The sequence below is a fragment of the Bradyrhizobium sp. AC87j1 genome, from assembly GCF_002936975.1.
GTDB classification, from domain to species: Bacteria; Pseudomonadota; Alphaproteobacteria; order Rhizobiales; family Xanthobacteraceae; genus Bradyrhizobium; species Bradyrhizobium shewense.
Genome location: NZ_PTFE01000012.1, coordinates 13397 through 30500, shown reverse-complemented (window position 1 = coordinate 30500; position 17104 = coordinate 13397). Strand labels below are relative to the sequence as shown.

10 protein-coding genes are annotated in these 17104 nt (G+C 62.0%); 2 read left to right on the top strand and 8 right to left on the bottom strand.

Annotation, left to right across the window (positions count from 1 at the left end):
- Window positions 1-99 precede the first annotated feature (99 nt).
- The 8 genes from CV770_RS09385 to CV770_RS09350 form a co-directional block, all read right to left on the bottom strand.
- Entirely contained in the window at window positions 100-1590 is a 1491-nt protein-coding gene (locus CV770_RS09385; RefSeq protein WP_104462157.1) for an amidase, read from the bottom strand.
- 16 nt (window positions 1591-1606) lie between these two features.
- On the bottom strand, window positions 1607-2404 hold the full coding sequence (locus CV770_RS09380; protein ID WP_104462106.1) for an FAD binding domain-containing protein: 798 nt from the start codon (window positions 2402-2404) through the stop codon (window positions 1607-1609).
- Window positions 2405-2415: 11 nt separating this feature from the next.
- On the bottom strand, window positions 2416-4803 hold the full coding sequence (locus CV770_RS09375; RefSeq protein WP_104462105.1) for a xanthine dehydrogenase family protein molybdopterin-binding subunit: 2388 nt from the start codon (window positions 4801-4803) through the stop codon (window positions 2416-2418).
- Window positions 4804-4805: 2 nt separating this feature from the next.
- On the bottom strand, window positions 4806-5297 hold the full coding sequence (locus CV770_RS09370) for a (2Fe-2S)-binding protein (RefSeq protein WP_201759775.1): 492 nt from the start codon (window positions 5295-5297) through the stop codon (window positions 4806-4808).
- A 21-nt stretch (window positions 5298-5318) separates the two neighbouring features.
- Complete coding sequence (locus CV770_RS09365) at window positions 5319-6425, bottom strand: ABC transporter ATP-binding protein (RefSeq protein WP_104462155.1); 1107 nt, start codon at window positions 6423-6425, stop codon at window positions 5319-5321.
- 8 nt (window positions 6426-6433) lie between these two features.
- Window positions 6434-7354: an ABC transporter permease gene (locus CV770_RS09360; protein WP_104462104.1), complete on the bottom strand. Its 921-nt coding sequence runs from the start codon at window positions 7352-7354 to the stop codon at window positions 6434-6436.
- Complete coding sequence (locus CV770_RS09355) at window positions 7351-8241, bottom strand: ABC transporter permease (RefSeq protein WP_091953806.1); 891 nt, start codon at window positions 8239-8241, stop codon at window positions 7351-7353. The genes CV770_RS09360 and CV770_RS09355 overlap by 4 nt, the downstream gene beginning before the upstream one ends.
- Before the next feature lie 82 nt (window positions 8242-8323).
- Window positions 8324-9673 (bottom strand): ABC transporter substrate-binding protein, encoded by a 1350-nt coding sequence (locus tag CV770_RS09350; RefSeq protein WP_091952331.1) that lies wholly within the window; start codon window positions 9671-9673, stop codon window positions 8324-8326.
- An 889-nt stretch (window positions 9674-10562) separates the two neighbouring features.
- Here CV770_RS09350 and CV770_RS43860 point away from each other — a divergent pair.
- A complete protein-coding gene (locus CV770_RS43860; RefSeq protein WP_283807975.1) occupies window positions 10563-10694 on the top strand; it encodes a hypothetical protein in 132 nt (43 codons plus the stop codon).
- A gap of 333 nt (window positions 10695-11027) precedes the next feature.
- A complete protein-coding gene (locus tag CV770_RS09345; protein WP_104462103.1) occupies window positions 11028-16904 on the top strand; it encodes an AAA family ATPase in 5877 nt (1958 codons plus the stop codon).
- Window positions 16905-17104 lie beyond the last annotated feature (200 nt).

Sequence of the window (17104 nt, the reverse complement as noted above, 5' to 3'; positions counted from 1 at the left end):
GTGCGTCACTTTACGGAGCACCGAGCCCACGATTCCGGACCGTGCCTGAGCGATCTGACACGTCGGGCAAAACACCTGCACGATCGTATCATGGCCCCTTCACCCCTTGGCGCGCTCCCCACCCGCCTGGCGTAACGCCAGCTGTGGCCAGAATTTCGCCCAGGGCTGCGCCTGCTCGAACGCCGCGGCGATGCGGAAGATCGTGGGCTCGTCGAGCCAGGGCGCGACAATCTGAAGACCGATCGGCATCCCGTCACGATCGAAGCCGCAAGGCAGTGTTGCCGCCGGAAGACCGGCGAGATTGACCGGCCAGGTAAACGGCGACCAGCCGAGATGCGGATCGACCTTGCGGCCATCGATGGTGTCGACTCCGATCCGGCCAGCTTCGAACGCAGTGACCGCGACCGTCGGCGTCACCAACACATCGACGCGTTCGAACAATTTGACGAAGGCACTGCGCGTCTGGCCGCGGCGGTAACTCGCTTCGATGTAATCCGTGCCGCTGTAGCGCCGGCCGGCGCTGACGACATTGCGATAGTCGGCCTCCGAGCTTGCAAGATCGGTTGCGGACTTGCTCGCAACCGCCGCCGCCTGTTCGGTAAAGGCGATCGGCTTCAGCGTGTGCTCCAAAATGCCGGGATCGAGACCAGGCCCGTCCATGGTGACCTGCGCACCGCAGGAATCGAGAATGGCAAGCGCCTTGCCAAATGCCGCGCACACGTCAGGGCTGACGGCGGCGTAGCCGAGATCGGCGCTGGCTCCGATACGAATGCCGTCCAGGCGCCCAGCATGCGTATTGAAGCGGCGTGCGGACGCGGGAAGGCTCGCGGCATCACGCACATCGTAGCCGGCTATGATCTCCAGCGTCAGCGCAGCATCCGCGACCGTGCGCGTGATCGGGCCGGTATGGGCGAGCGAGGCCCAGGATGGCGGCGAGAAGCCGGGCGAGCGCGGTACGAGACCAAAGGTCGGCTTCAGACCGAACACGCCGCAGAAGGAGGATGGCACCCGGATCGAGCCGACGCCGTCGGTGCCGATCGCGATCGGGCCGCAGCCGGCAGCGACACTCGCCGCCGCGCCGCCGCTCGACCCGCCGCTGGTGCGACCCGGGTTCCAGGGATTGCGCGTGATGCCGGTGACGGGGCTGTCGGCTGTCAGCTTGTAGCCGGACTCGCAGGTCGTGGTCTTGCAGGTGATGATCGCGCCGGATGCCTTCAGGGCCGAGACCACGGCAGCGTCGGCCTCAGGCACGAAACCCTTGTTCATCGGCGAGCCCGCATAGGCTGGCACGCCCGCAACGAAGACGAGATCCTTGATCGTGATGGGGACGCCCGCGAGCGATCCCTTGACCTCGCCCACACGGATCTCCCTGGTGAGCCGGTCGGCGTCCGCCCTCGCCTGCTCGTACATCGGCGTCACCACCGCGTTGCAGGTCTCGTCCGCCGCCTCCAGCGCGGCGATGGTGTCGTCAATGACATCGCGCGGGGTGAACGCCTTGCGCCGGTAACCGGCCATGATCTCGGTTGCAGAAAGCGCGCCAAGGCCAGTGGGCGCCGGCGGAAAGGCCGTTCGGCCGGAACCATCAGTCATCATCAACCCTAAGGAGCTAGTTGAGCGCCGCGTCGACGGCGCGCTTAGCCATGACCGTGACGAGATGCGCGCGGTAATCGGCTTCGGCATGGATATCGGAGGTGAGACCGTCGGTGTCGATCTTGATCGCCGCGATCGCGGACGGATCGAAATTGCCCGACAGCGCCGCCTCCATCTGCGGCACGCGGAACACGCCGGGACCCGCGCCGGTGACCGCGACGCGGACCCCATCGGCGAATTTAGCGACGAACACGCCGACCAGTGCATAACGCGACGCCGGCGCCTTGAACTTTGCGTAGCCCGCTTTCTGCGGCACGGGAAAACGGATCGCCGTAATGATCTCGCCGGGTTCAAGCGCGGTTTCGAACAGACCGAGGAAGAACTTGTCGGCGGCGATCTCGCGCGTGGTGGTTACGATGGTGGCACCGAGACCGAGCACGCCGGCGGGATAATCCGCGGCAGGATCGTTGTTGGCGACGGAGCCACCGATGGTGCCGCGGCTGCGCACAGCGGGATCGCCGATCATCGAAGCCAGCGCCGCGAGCCCGGGGATTTTCTGCTGCACCAACTTTGAAGCTCCGACCACCGCATGCGGCGTCATCGCGCCGATCGTGACAGTGGCACCGTCGTCGGCGATGCCCTTGAGATTTCCGAGCTTTGAAAGATCGACCAGCGCCGGCGGATTGGCCAGCCGCTGCTTCAGCGTCGGGATCAGCGTCATGCCGCCCGCAACAAGCTTGCTGTCTTCGATCGAGGTCAGAAGCTTAGCCGCATCTGGAATCTGGTGAGGCTGGTGATAGGCAAATGGTCTCATTGTTGTCCTCCCTATTCCGCGGCAACCGGCAACGACGCGTTTTGCAGCAAGCGCCAAATCCGGTTCGGCGTCGCCGGCATGTCAACATGGGTGACGCCCAGGTGCGACAGCGCATCGACCACCGCGTTGATGACGGCGGCGGGCGAGCCGATGGTGCCGACCTCGCCGCAGCCCTTCACACCCATCGGCGTATGCGTGCAGAGCGTGGAATGGGTTGCCACTTTCATCATCGGCAGATGGTCGGCGCGCGGCATGCAGTAATCCATCAGCGAGCCCGACAGAAGCTGGCCCGAGCCTTCGTCATAGACCGCGCTCTCGAACAGCGCCTGGCCGACGCCCTGCACGATGCCGCCATGCAGCTGGCCCTCCACGATCATCGGGTTGATGACCGTGCCGACGTCGTCCACCGCGGTGTAGTTGACCAGCGTCACCGTGCCCGTCTCGGGATCGACCTCGACTTCAGCGATGTGGCAGCCGCCGGGATAGGTGAAGTTGACGGGGTCGTAATAAGCCTGCTCTTCCAACCCCGGCTCCAATATTTCGAGCGGATAATCGTGCGGCACGTAGGCAGCGCCCGCGATCTCCTCGAACGTCTTGGCGCGATCCGTGCCCGCAACCGAGAATTTGCCGCTCTCGAACTGAATATCGACCTCAGCCGCCTCGAGCAGATGGGCCGCGATCTTCTTGCCCTTGGCGATGACCTTGTCCGTCGCCTTCGACAGTGCCGCACCGCCGACCACCAGGGAGCGCGAGCCATAGGTGCCCATGCCGAACTGCACGCGGTCGGTATCGCCGAACACGATGTCGACATTCTCGAAGGCGACCCCGAGCTTGTCCGACACGATCTGAGCAAACGTCGTCTCGTGGCCCTGGCCGTGATTGTGGGTTCCGATCATGACCGTCACCTGGCCGGTCGGATGCACGCGCACCGTGGCGCTTTCGTACAGACCGCCGCGCGCGCCCAATCTCCCGGCGAAGCGCGACGGCGCAAGGCCGCAGGCCTCGACGTAGGTGGAATAACCGAGCCCGCGGAATTTGCCCTTGCTGGCAGATGCCGCCTTGCGGATGCCGAAATTGTTGACGTTGGCCGCGACGAGGGCTCCGTCGAGGCATCCCATGGGATCGCCGGAATCATACTGCACCAGCACCGGCGTCTGATACGGATAGGCCTCTTTCGGGATCATGTTGCGGCGGCGGATCTCGACGCGGTCGATCCCCATCTCGCTGGCCGCGACATCGACGATGCGCTCCAGCACGAAGGTCGCCTCCGGCCGGCCCGCGCCGCGATAGGCGTCGACCGGTACCGTGTTGGTGAAGACCACCTTCACGTTGCAGTAGATCGCAGGCGTCGTGTAGACGCCGCCGAGCAGCGGCCCATAGAGATTGGTCGGGATGTTCGGCCCAAAGGTCGAGAGATAGCCGCCCATATTGGCGAGCGTATTGACGCGGAAGGCCAGGAACTTGCCGGTCTCGTCGAGCGCGAGCTCGGCCTCCGTGACGTGATCGCGGCCGTGACGATCGGAGATGTAACCTTCCGAGCGGCTCGCGACCCATTTCACCGGCCGTTTCACGCGTTTGGCGGCCCAGGTGATCACGGCCTCCTCGCCGTAATGGAACTGTTTCACGCCAAAGCCACCCCCGACATCGGGCGCTACCACGCGCAGCTTGTGCTGCGGGATGTTCAGCACCAGCGCGCCCATCAGGAAGCGTACGACATGCGGGAATTGGCTCGTGGTCCACAGCGTGAAGCGGTCCGTGCCTGGCTCGTATTCCGCGATCGCCGCACGCGGCTCCATCGGATTGCCGATCAGGCGGTTGTTGACGAGGCTCAGCTTTGCGACATGCGCAGCTTTCCGGAACGCGGTCTCGACGGCAGCCTTGTCACCGAGCTCCCAGTCGCAACAGATGTTGTTCGGGACGTCGTCGAACAATTGCGGCGCGCCGGGCCGGACGGCTTCGAGCACGCCGACGACTGAAGGCAGCACTTCGTAGTCGATCGCGAGCAATTCGGCTGCAGCATTCGCCTGCTCCGGCGTCTCCGCCACGACGAAGGCCACCATGTCACCGACGAAGCGCACCTTGCCCTGCGCCAGCATCGGAAACGGCGGCTCCTTCATCGGCACGCCCTTCGCATCCGAGATACCCCAGCCGCAAGGCAGTGATCCCAGGCCATCGGCCTTGACGTCGTCGCCAGTCAACACGGCAATCACGCCTGATGATGCCAGCGCCGCACTCTTGTCGATGCCGCGCAGCAGCGCATGGCCATGCGGAGAGCGCACGAACACGCCGGCCGCCATGCCTGGGCGCTTGATATCGGAGACGTAATTGCCGCGGCCGGTGAGGAAGCGCTGATCTTCTTTTCGCTTCGGTGCGGCGCCGATGCCGATGACATTGCCCATGGTCACTCTCCCTTGGCGGCGTTCATGGCGGCAGCGCCCGCCAGCACCGAAACGACGATGTTCTGGTAGCCGGTGCAGCGGCAGATGTTGCCTTCGAGGCCATGGCGGACATCGGCCTCTGTCAGGTCTGGCTTCTCCGCGGCGAGCGCGACCGCGGTCATCAACATGCCGGGCGTGCAGAACCCGCATTGCAGCCCGTGGTGCTCACGAAAGGCCTCCTGCATGGGATGCATTTGGCTCGAGCTCGGCGCGCCTTGCAGACCTTCAATGGTGAGCAGCGTCGCGCCATCGAGCGCCGGGGCCAGCAGCGTGCAGCTCTTCACCGGCAAACCGTCGAGATGCACTACGCAGGCGCCGCACTGGCTGGTGTCGCAGCCGATATGGGTGCCCGTGAGATGGAGCTGCTCGCGCAGCAGCTCGGCGACGAGCGTCGCCGGTTCGACGTCCACAGTGGTTGGCCGGCCGTTGAGTGTGAAGGATATCTGCACGGTCATACTCCTGTGCGCGATTGGTCTTTAGGCGAGAGGCAAGGCGCTGCCGGTGGCCCATGTGGCCATCACGACATCGCCGACTGTGAAGGGGTCCGCAAAGAAGGTCTTTTCCGGCACATAGGCGACGAACTCGTCGTCCGGTACGGTGTCGAGCATCACCTTGACGAAGTAGCCCTGATATTCGATCGCGAGCACCCGACTCGGCAGCGACGTGGTGCACCCGGGCGGCAGATCCCTGCCCGGCCGCACCAGCGCAACATCATCGCGGCGCACGGCGATATCGACCTTGTCGCCGACGTTGACGGTGGGGCGCGCCAGAAGCGGCACCTCGATGCCGTCAGGCGCAGCCTGCGCAAGCGTAAAGCTTGCGCCATTAACCTTCTCGACCCGGCCGGACAGCACGTTCTGCCCGCCCATGAACTCGGCGACGTAGCGGTCATGCGGATGGGCGTAGACGTCCCGCGCCGCGCCCGCCTGCTTGATCTTGCCCTGCTCCATCACCACGACAAGATCGGCGAGCGCGATCGCCTCGAGCTGGGTGTGGGTCACGTGGATGAAGGTGATGCCGAGCTCCTGCTGCATCCGCCTGAGTTCCTGGCGCATCTGCACACGCAGCTGCTCGTCGAGCGCCGACAGCGGTTCGTCCAGCAGCAGCACCCGCGGCTCGGTGATCGCCGCACGCGCCAGCGCCACGCGCTGCTGCTGGCCGCCGGAGAGCTGGGCCGGCAAGCGGTCGGCGAATTGCGTCAACCGTACCTTCTCGATCATGGCATCGGCTGCGCGCAGGCGATCGGCCTTGGATTGGCCTCGCACCCGCAAGGCAAAGGCAATGTTCTCACGCACCGTCAGATGCGGGAACAGCGCGTAGGACTGGAACATCATCGCGGTGCGGCGCTGCACCGGCGCCAGCCCGACCACGTTCTGCCCCCCGATGACGATCTCGCCTGCGGTCGGATCATCGTGACCGGCGATCATGCGCAGGATCGTGGTCTTGCCGCAGCCGGACGGGCCGATGAAGCAGCAATAGGCGCCGTCCGAGATCCTAAGATTGACGCCGTCAACCACGTAGGTCGCGCCGTCAAAACTCTTGCAGACACCCGCCAGTTCGATATCGCCGCGATCGTTCTTCATTTCCCAGCTCAACCCTTTGCGCTGCTGCCGCGCTTCTTCTGAATCAGCACGATGCTGCCTAGGCTCGCGCCGATGACGATGAAGGAGACGATGGTAGTCACGGTGCCGAGCGCATAAAGCGAGGGCGAAGTGACGTTCAGCGTCATGCTCCAGATTTCCAGCGGCAGTGTGTTTAGCGAGCCAGCGGTCTGGAGGCTGCGCGCAAACTCATCATACGACAGCGTGAAACCGAACAGGGCGACCGCGACGAGGCCGGGTGCAAGCACCGGGATCATCACCAGCCGAATCGACTGCCAACGGCTGGCGCCGAGGTCGTAGGCTGCCTCCTCCCAGACATGGTTGAAGCGCGACATCACCGCGAACATCACGAGCACGCCGAACGGTAGCGTCCAGGACAACTGCGCACCGAGCGCCGAGGTGTACCAGCTCGCATTCAGCCCGAGTGCCTGGAACAGGAGACCCGTGCCGAGACCGAGCACGAGGCCGGGCGCGACCAGGCTGCCGATCATCATGTAGAAGACGAAGGTGTCGCCTCCGAAGCGTTTGCGGAAGCCGAGGCCGGCAAGAAACGAGACCACCACAGTGATGACGGTGACGATGACCGCGAGCTTGATCGAGCGGTCGAACGAGCCCTTGACGTCCCCAGTCCGGACCTGGGTGACGAGGTCCGCGAACCAGTGCAGCGAATGCCCCTTCATCGGGAACACGAGGCCGCCGCGAATATCCTGGAAGGACAGGATGTAGATGCAAAACATCGGGCCGTAGAGCGCGATGACGTAGGCAGCGAACAGCGTCGCCAGCACGTAAAAGGTCCAGGGCCTGCGGCCCGTGCGCGGCGCGATCGCCTTGGTGGCCGCAGGCGCGACGGTCTTGGACGTTTCGGTCTTGGGCATGTCGGTCTTGGGCATGTCGGCGAGAACCGCGCTCATCGCGTGATCTCCTGCCGGATGTCGACGGTGCGCAAGATCAGCGAGACGATCGCAACCAGCACCAGGGTCAGCAGCACCGCGCTCGCCGCCGCGGTCGGATATTGCAGCACGCCGACGTCCTCGTAGAACGCGCTGACCACCGAGGCCGAACCGCCGCCGGACATCACCTTCACCACGAAGAAGTCACCCATCACGATCGAGACCACGAAGATGGTGCCGAGCGCGATGCCGCTCTTGGACATCGGCACCACGATCAGGCGCATGATATCGAACCGGCTGGCGCCGGCATCGATCGCGGCCTCGATCAGCTTCTTGTCGATCCGCGCCATGGAATTGAAGATCGGCACGATCATGAAGATCGTGAGCTGATGGACGTAGGCGATAACGACGGCGAGGTCGGAGAACAGCAGCACTTCGAGAGGCTGCCGGATCACGCCCAACCCCAGCAGCGCCTGGTTGATCAGGCCTTCCTTGCCGAGCAGCGGGATCCACGAGATCATCCGGATGATGTTCGAGGTCCAGAACGGCACCGTGCAGAGCAGGAACAGGCCGATTGCCAGGAGTTGATTGCGAACGTGGAACACCAGGAAGTACGCGACGAAGAAGCCGATGATCAGGGTGAATATCCAGGTCAGCGCCGTGAACTTGATCGTCGCCAGATACAATTTCAGCGTCAGCGCCGAATGCAGCACCTCGACGTAGCTGGCCAGCGTAAAGCCCGGCGTCAGTCCGCCGAAGCCGTCGGTCGCAAAGAAGCTCGCGGCCAGCACAACCAGGATCGGCGCGACGAAGAACGGCACGAGCACCAGCACCAGCGGCGACACGTAGAGCCAGCCGGCGAGATTCGCGCGTGGTGACTTTTGAGCTGGACTAGACCTTGGCTGCATGTCGGCGAACGCCTCGAAGTCTTCTTCTCGCACCGGCGCAGTTCACGCGCCGGTGCTTCGCTTAAGTCAGGGAAAGCAGGTTTCAGGCCACCTTGAAGTCGTTCCAGCGCTTGTTCATGTAGGCGGCTTCATCCATCAGCGTGTTCCAGCACGAGATGTTCTTGACGCGATCGAGGAACGAGCCGCCGTCACGCTTGGTGCCGGCCTTCTCCATCGGCACACCGTAGGGATCATTGATGACCTCCGGCGCCGGCTGGCCGTCGTACCAGAAATCCCATTCGGCAGCGGTCAGGAATTTCTTCGCCGTCGACGGCACCGGGCTGTAATAGCCGTAGCGGCCGACGAAGCCCCCCTGCCAGCCCGAGAGGTACCAGTTGAGATATTCGTAGGCGGCATCTAACTTTTTGCCGGAGAGATGCTTCATCAGGCCCATGCCGTTGCACCAGCCGCGATAGCCCTCCTTGCCGTTCTTGACGTTGACCGGCGCGTAGACGCAGGGAATCTCTTTGACGCGGACAGCTGCGACCGCCGGCGACCACATCGACTGGATGACCACCTCGCCCGCCGCCATCAGCTGCACCGACTGGTCGAAGGTGGTCCAGGTCGCCCGGAACTGGCCCTGCTTCTTCAGCTCGATCAGCTTGTTGCAGGTGAAGTCGATCTCCTCCTTGGTCATGTTGCCCTTGTTGCCGTACTTGATCAGCCCGGCACTTTCGAAGCACAACGCGGCATCCATGATGCCGATCGCGGGCACGTCGAGGATCGCGGCCTTGCCCTTGAATTTCGGATCTATCAGGTCCTTCCACTCGGTGACTTCGTGGCCGACGAGGTCAGGCCGGTAGCCGATGGAGTCGGCGTTGTAGACCTGCGGCAGGAAGGTCGCCCATTCGGTCACGCCGTCGTGCAGATCGGTCGAGTCGGGCTTGGAGATGTACATGGCTTCATAAGGCGAGATGCCCTGGCGCGGGATCTTGTGGCCGTCGATCTCGCCCTTGGTGAAGATCGGCAGGATGTTGTCGAACTCCTTGATCTTCTTGACCTCGATGCCCTGGATCACCCCGCGCTTGGCGGCAAGCTTGGCCTGCCAGCCCTCGAGGTCGGCGATATCGACCGTATTGGGCTGGCTTATGAAACGGTTGATGGCGGCGGAGGTGTCGAGGTTCTGCATCGTCACCTTGAAGCCGAGATCCTTGGCGGCTTGGTCGCCGATCGCCTTCACCACCGAATAGGAGACGCCGACATGGCGCAGCTCGATGTCCTTGATCTCCTGCGCCCAGATGGTCGGGAATCCGCGGATCGCATCCGATCCTGCGGCTGCGCCCGCAACTGCGGCCGCCCGCTTCAACAGCATGCGCCGGCTCAGCTTTTTCGACGATCTCGCTTCCGTCCCCGCCGGATTGGAAGTGGACGTCTCCTTAGCCCCATCAGACATGGCAACCCTCGTTGGTTACGATGAACGCTCGCGCCGGACGCCATTGACCGGCCGCGGATGTGATCAGTTGCGCGCGAGGCTAGAGGCAGGATTCTGCGAAGTAAAATTGGAAGTAGCAATTCACGGCATAAGCGCCACTAATGGCTCAACTCTCTGCACGTCATCGCGGCATGCGGCTTAGGAAGGCAGCAGGCCGACGTGCCGATCGCGGGGAATAGGAGCTTCTCCGGTCCGTCGTTTTCTCGAACTGTTCGGGATCAGGAGCGCAGCACTTACGGGCGCACGAGAAACGGTGCACTCGGCTGGCCTGCGCCTTCGCTCGATCTCATCACGCTCACAGTTAGCGCTCGATCGTCACACGACATACGACGCTGGCGTGAAAGCCTTCAAGTCAGCTTTGCGGCGGCACCCGTCTCGCGTCAGCACCTCCGGCACATCGGCACCAAGCGCAACCGGCTTTTGGAACGCGGATCGATCACCGACGTCCCACCCCACTTGAAAAGCCTTGCTCATCTCGGCTATCGCGAGAATTTTCTAGATCTCTCGATGCACACGTCGCGCACACGCCACGTTCTATGCCATTGGAGAATTTGAATTCTCACTCCAATCCATCATCGGGGCAACAGAAGAGCGATGGTTCTGCGATTCCAATGATTTACCCCAATCTCTCAATGGGATGAAGCACGAACGTGTGCACTCCAAACTAGACGAAATTGCACACGTTTCTACCCGTTTTGACCTCTCAGTATACACGCGCGAACTCTCACGCAGCCATCGGCGGACGTCTATGGCGATACAGACACCCAGCGTCGTCCGCCGGCAGCTTGGATGCCTTGGTCGAAGCGCGAGGGCAGGCGTCAGGCGAGGCGCCAACGGATCCTGCCTCGGGATGAGCATCCGCAACCGCCATATTCCGCAAAAGATGCTCACCGAAAGTGACAGCATTCGTCGCCATGTTGATGGAGGAGCACAAGCGGAAGGAAGCAGAGCCGACCCGATGACGCCGGATGCGATCGGCTGATTGCCAGGCTACTTCATCAACCTGAAGCGCCCCGCTTCCACCTTGATCAGAAACGCCGAGCGCTCGTCAAGCGATGTGATGTCAGCGGCTGACGTGCCACAGCGCGATCCAGCCCTCTTTCCGATAGTGCTTAGCGGGCATAAACCAGTGATTGCGAGAAAACGTCTACAGACGATCCGCGCCGCTTCTTCGCGGTGCTTTGGCAGCTCCAGCTTAGGCTGGGCACACCTGCCCGTTTGTGGCAGATTCAGAGCTTAGGAAAGCACCTCCTCACCCAGCACTGGGTCACTTGGAGGCTTCCGGTTGAACCCCATCGTTTTCGGTTCGACGCGCATGGACAACAGGTTCCAAGTGCTATGGGAGGACGATGCCCGCATCTTTTGCCGGGCTTTGTGTCCGGATTCCGATACCACCTGCAGAGCTGTATTGGCGGTACGTCCCAAGGCGAAGCACGCTTCGTCCGGCATCCTCGATCGGCTCGCTCACGAGTTCGAACTGAAGGACCAGCTGGATGGCGCGTGGGCAGTGCGGCCGCTCGGGCTGGAGTACGACGGTGGTCTCCCTGTTCTGCTGCTTGAATATCCTGGCGGCCAGCCGCTCGAGCAGTTGCTTGGTGCGCCCATGGACATCGAGCCCTTTTTGCGACTAGCAATCGAGATCGCGAGCGCCTTGAACAAGGTGCATCAGCGCGGCCTCGTTCACAAGGACGTTAAACCGGCGCATATACTGGTAAACTGCGACGACGAACGGATCCGGTTCACCGGCTTCGGTATCGCTTCGCGCCTGGTTCGGGAGCGACGCACGCCCGGGCCGCCCGAGTTCATCGTGGGCACGCTCCCTTACATGGCACCCGAACAGACCGGCTGGATGAACCGGTCGATCGATTTCCGTAGCGACCTCTACTCGCTTGGTGTGACGCTCTATCAAATGCTGACCGGCTCGCTGCCGTTCACCGCGGCACATTCGATGGAGTGGGTACATTGCCATATCGCGCGAAAGCCCGTACCGCCGAGCGAACGCCTGAGCACTGTACCGACTGCAATCTCGGCCGTAGTACTCAAGCTGCTCGCCAAGTCCGCAGAGGAGCGTTATCAGAGCGCGCCGGGCCTTGAGCATGATCTACGCCGCTGCCTGCATGAATGGGAAAACGGACGTCGGATCGAAAACTTTGCACTCGGGCAATATGACACGCCCGACCGACTGCTGATCCCCGAAAGGCTCTATGGAAGAGACCGCGAGATTGAAATCTTGCTGGGCGCGTTCGACCGCATGCTCAAGAGCGGCGCTCCGGAATTGGTGCTGGTTTCCGGCTATTCCGGCGTGGGCAAGTCCTCGGTGGTCAATGAGCTCCATCATCGGCTTGTTCCGTCGCACGGACTGTTCGCATCGGGCAAGTTCGATCAGTACAAACGCGAGATTCCGTATTCGATGCTGGTCGAGGCATTTCGGAGCCTCGCGAGGTCTCTTCTAAGCAAGAATGACGTCGAACTCGCGAACTGGCGCCAAGCCTTTCAAAATGCGCTGGGCGCAAATGGCCAGCTTGTTGCCAACCTGATTCCTGAATTGCGGCTGATCATAGGAGAGCAGCCTCCCGTTCCTGATCTCCCGCCACCGCAGGCACAAAACCGCTTTCATCACGTACTGCGGCGCTTCATAGGGGTATTCGCACGTTCCGAGCATCCGTTGGTACTTTTCCTCGACGATCTTCAATGGGTCGACGCCGCCACGTTGGATCTCATTGAGGACCTGTTGACCCGGACCGATCTGCAATACCTGATGCTGATCGGGTCCTTTCGGGACAACGAGGTCACCGCCGCCCATCCGTTACGGCGTCGGCTTGAAGCCATAGAGAACGCTGGCGCAAACCTACAACAGATCATCCTTGCGCCGCTTGCCGGCGAACACATTGCGCACCTGATTTCTGATGCTCTAGGCTGCGATTTGCTGCATGCGGCGCCGCTCGCGCATTTGATCCACGATAAAACGGCCGGCAATCCATTCTTCGTGAATCAGTTCCTCCACGTACTTGCGGCAGAAGGCCTCGTCCGCTTTGATCATGATGCGAGGTGCTGGTGCTGGGATCTGGATCGCATTCACGCTAAGGGGCACACCGACAACGTCGTGGATTTGATGATCGCAAAGCTGGCACAGTTGCCAGCTGACACACAGAACACGCTGCGGGAGTTGGCCTGTCTCGGAAATTTCGCCGAAACCACGACACTCTCGGTCGTCCTCGGGCTCTCCGAGCAGCAGGTTCATGCGGCGCTCTGGGAGGCGGTCCGCCAGGAATTGATCGAGCAACAGGCTGACGCCTACAGGTTTGTCCACGACCGCGTGCAAGAAGCCTGCTATTCGCTGATCCCGGAGCATCAACGCGCGGCGCTCCATCTGCGAATCGGGCGGCAATTGCTGGCGCAGACATTCGGGGAGAAGCGCGAGAAGGCGATCTTCGCAATCGTCAATCAGCTCAACCGCGGCGCGGCCTTGATCACCTCGCGAGATGAACGTGTGCAGTTTGCGGAGCTCAATCTGACAGCCAGCCTGCGCGCGCAAGCGTCGGCGGCCTACGCGGCATCGCTCAATTACGCCGTAACTGGTGCGGCATTGTTACCGCACGACCGTTGGGAGCGCTTCCAGCGGCTTGCTTTTTCGCTCGAGTTGCATCGCGCCGAATGCGAGTTCGTGACCGGCGCTGTCGTTGAGGCGGAACAGCGCTTACAGGAACTGACGACGCGAATCTCGAGTGCAACTGACCTTGCAGTCGTCGCACGCCGGTTGGTGGATTTGTTTACGGCGCTAAGCAAGCCAGACCGCGCTGTGGGCGCCGGCCTCAGCTGTCTGGAGCAACTCGGGATTCGATGGCTGGCCCACCCGAGCGATGATCACGTCCGACAGGAATACGAGCGCGTCCGATCTCGCCTCGGAGACCAAGCCATCGAGGAGGTGTTGGATCTGCCGCTGATGACCGACCCGCTCGCACTGGCCATGTTGGATCTTTTGACGGCCCTCATGCCGCCTGCTTTCTTCACCGATACGAACCTTCGCTCGCTGGTGGTCATCAAAGCGGTGGATTTCAGCCTGGAGTGGGGGAACAACGATGCTTCGTGCGTTCCCTACGTCATGTTCGGCGCCATTGCCGGCGCGCGCTTCGACGACTATGAGGCGGGGCTTCGATTGAGCCGTATCGGCACTGACCTGGTCGAGCGGCGCGGATTTTCCCTCGTTCAAGCGAGGACCTACCTGAACTATGGCAACCTTGTCCTTTCATGGACAAAGCCCCTCCGGCACGCGCGAGACGCGTTTCGACGCGCGTTTGAGGCGGCGAGCAACAGTGGCGATATCACGTTCGCTGCCTTCAGCTGCGCCAGCCTGAATACAAATTTCCTTGCGGCGGGCGATCCGCTTGCAGACGCACAACGCGAAGCCGAGCACGGATTGCGGTTGACCGAGAAGGCGAAATTTGCGCTGATCGGCGACATCATAAAGCCGCAACTCGGGCTCATCCGGATGCTGCGTGGTCTGACGCGGCGGTTCGGCGCTCTTCATGACAACCAGTCCGACGAGCTTCGGTTCGAGCGGCATTTGGCTGCTGATCGGGCGCTCGCATTACCTGAGAGCTGGTACTGGATACGCAAGCTGCAAGCGTGCTTCTTTGCCGGCGACTATGTGTCGGCCGCTGCCGCCGCAGCCAGGGCTCGGAGCCTACCGTGGTCACCACCTCAGCTATTCGAAACGGCGGAATACGAGTTCTATGCAGCATTGGCCCACGCTGCATGCTGGGATTTGGCGCCCCCTGAAGAACAGCAAAGGCACTTTGAAGCGCTGACGGTCCACCAGCAGCAGCTCGAATTGTGGGCGCAAAATTGCCCTGAGAGCTTCACGAATCGCGCTGTACTCGCTGGCGCAGAAATCGCCCGCCTCCAAGGCAGAGAACTCGACGCGGAGCGTCTCTATGAACAAGCCATCCGCTCCGCCCGCGGCAACGGCTTCGTCCACCACGAGGGAATCGCTTACGAAATGGCCGCCCGCTTTTACGGCACGCGTGGCTTCGAAGAGTTTGCTCGCATCTATCTGCAAAATGCGCGCGATTGCTACGTTCGTTGGGGGGCGGACGGCAAGGTGCGGCAACTTGAGGAGATCCATCCGCACCTCAAGGAGGTGAGATCAGAGCCCGGCCCGATGAGTACCATCGGGGCGCCGGTCGAGCACCTCGACCTCACTACGGTGATCAAGGTGTCTGAAGCGGTATCAGGCGAGATGGTCTTGGAAAAGCTCATCAAGACGCTGATGCACACGGCCATTGAACAAGCAGGCGCTGAACGGGGTCTGTTGATCCTGTCGCACGAGAACGACGAGCCGCGCATCGAGGCGGAAGCCACGACAACCGGCGAGAGAGTGACCGTCGAACTGTGCGATGCAGCGGTGACCGAGGCTCTGGTTCCGGAATCTGTTCTCTATTACGTCATGCGGACCAGCGAGTGCGCTGTTCTCGAGGATGCCGCCTGCCAACCTCCTTTTGCTACGGACCCCTACCTTGGTCAGCGCAAGCCTCGTTCCATTCTTTGCTTGCCTCTCATCCACCATGGGAAGCTTATCGGGGTGCTCTACCTTGAGAATACACTGACGCCCCACGTTTTCGCACCTGCGAGAGTTGCTGTTCTAAAACTGCTCGCCTCACAAGCGGCAATCGCGCTGGAAAATGCGGCTCTGTATCGCGATGTCAGAGAACGCGAAGCGAAGATCCGCCGCCTTGTCGACGCCAACATCGTTGGGATCATCATCTGGGAGCTTGAAGGTCCCATTCTGGAGGCCAATGACGCGTTTCTGCGCATCGTGGGCTACGACCGTGAGGATCTCGCCTCTGGTCGCCTGCTCTGGACTGCCCTGACACCGCCGGAATGGCTCGATCGGCACGAACGATGGTGGATCCCAGAACTCAAGAAGATGGGGAGCGTACAGCCGTTCGAGAAGGAGTATTTCCGTAAGGACGGAAGCCGCGTGCCGGTCTTGATCGGAATGGCTGCGTTCGACGAGCAACGGGACCAAGGTGTCTCCTTTGTCGTCGACCTGACGGAGCGTAAACAGTCCGAAGAGGCTCTGCGGGAGAGCGAAGAGCGTTTTCGTACTCTCGTACAGTTCTCTTTCGACGTGTACTGGGAATCAGATGCGGACCATCGCTTCATCCGCCAGGAGTTCGCCGAAACCGTTGCTGACGCTCCCACATCGAGCTCTGAACTTGGTAAAACGCGCTGGGAAGTGCCCTACTTGGAGCCCGACGAGGAGGCTTGGCGCATGCATCGGGAGACGCTCGATGCCCACCTGCCGTTCCGTGACTTCGAGCTCGCGCGCCCTACGGCCGACGGCCGCAAGCGCTACGTCTCCGTCTCCGGGATGCCGGTTTTCGACAAGTCCGGCCAGTTCATCGGCTATCGCGGCGTGGGACGCCACATCACCGAACAGAAGCGCGCCACGGAGGCCCTGCGCGAGATGCAGAGGGAGTTGGCGCATGCCAACCGCCTCGCCACCATGGGCGAACTCACGGCCTCGATCGCCCACGAAGTAAGCCAGCCGGTCGCCGCGGCATCCATGAATGCTGGTGCGGCCGCGCGGTTCCTTGATAGAGACCCACCCGATCTCGAGAGGGTCAGGCAATCACTGGACTGGGTTATTAACGATACTGCGCTCGCCAGCGACATCATCCAGCGAATTCGCGATCTCATCAAGAAAGCACCGCCCCGGAAGGAAAAATTGGATATTAACGAAGCGATCCGGGACGTGATTGAGCTTACCCGCGGCGAAGCGATGAAGAACGGCGTCTCGGTGCAAGCGGAATTTGCAGACAGCTTACCGCTTGTGGAGGGCGATCGTGTCCAATTGCAGCAAGTGGTCCTTAATTTGATTGTCAATGCAGTCCAGGCAATGGGCACCGTGGCGGACGACGCCAGAAGGGTGCTTATCACCACCGGTGAGGTCGGCCCGGATCGTGTTCTTGTCGAGGTGCAGGACTCGGGACCGGGGTTGGCAGTGGAAAATCTCGAGCACGTCTTCACCCCCTTTTACACGACGAAGCCGAACGGGCTCGGGGTAGGACTGTCCATCTGCCGTTCGATTATCGAAGCTCATGCCGGGCGCTTGTGGGTGACGCCTAACCGGCCCCGCGGAGCGACTTTTCACTTCACCGTGCCGGTCCGTCCCGCAGACGCTTCCTGATCATCGCCTGCCCGCGCTTCTCCACGATAGGACGAGTCCGACTTCCCCAGGCGGCGAGCACTCGCAGCAGGGCGGCGTCTGGAGAGTGAAGTTATGAATCCGGCCGCAATCAGGGTCGCAACGCAGGGCTGAGCGCGTATGTTGCACGCGGACGCCATGATCGGGGAACGGCAAACGAAAGAGCAGTGTCGAATGGTGAC

Excerpts from the sequence above, each read along its gene's own strand:
- CV770_RS09370 (WP_201759775.1), bottom strand. The coding sequence starts at position 5,297 with ATGACCGTGCAGATATCCTTCACACTCAACGGCCGGCCAACCACTGTG.
- CV770_RS09345 (WP_104462103.1), top strand. The coding sequence starts at position 11,028 with ATGGACAACAGGTTCCAAGTGCTATGGGAGGACGATGCCCGCATCTTT.
- CV770_RS09385 (WP_104462157.1), bottom strand. The coding sequence starts at position 1,590 with ATGACTGATGGTTCCGGCCGAACGGCCTTTCCGCCGGCGCCCACTGGC.
- CV770_RS09360 (WP_104462104.1), bottom strand. The coding sequence starts at position 7,354 with ATGAGCGCGGTTCTCGCCGACATGCCCAAGACCGACATGCCCAAGACC.
- CV770_RS09365 (WP_104462155.1), bottom strand. The coding sequence starts at position 6,425 with ATGAAGAACGATCGCGGCGATATCGAACTGGCGGGTGTCTGCAAGAGT.
- CV770_RS43860 (WP_283807975.1), top strand. The coding sequence starts at position 10,563 with ATGAGCATCCGCAACCGCCATATTCCGCAAAAGATGCTCACCGAAAGT.
- CV770_RS09355 (WP_091953806.1), bottom strand. The coding sequence starts at position 8,241 with ATGCAGCCAAGGTCTAGTCCAGCTCAAAAGTCACCACGCGCGAATCTC.
- CV770_RS09380 (WP_104462106.1), bottom strand. The coding sequence starts at position 2,404 with ATGAGACCATTTGCCTATCACCAGCCTCACCAGATTCCAGATGCGGCT.
- CV770_RS09375 (WP_104462105.1), bottom strand. The coding sequence starts at position 4,803 with ATGGGCAATGTCATCGGCATCGGCGCCGCACCGAAGCGAAAAGAAGAT.
- CV770_RS09350 (WP_091952331.1), bottom strand. The coding sequence starts at position 9,673 with ATGTCTGATGGGGCTAAGGAGACGTCCACTTCCAATCCGGCGGGGACG.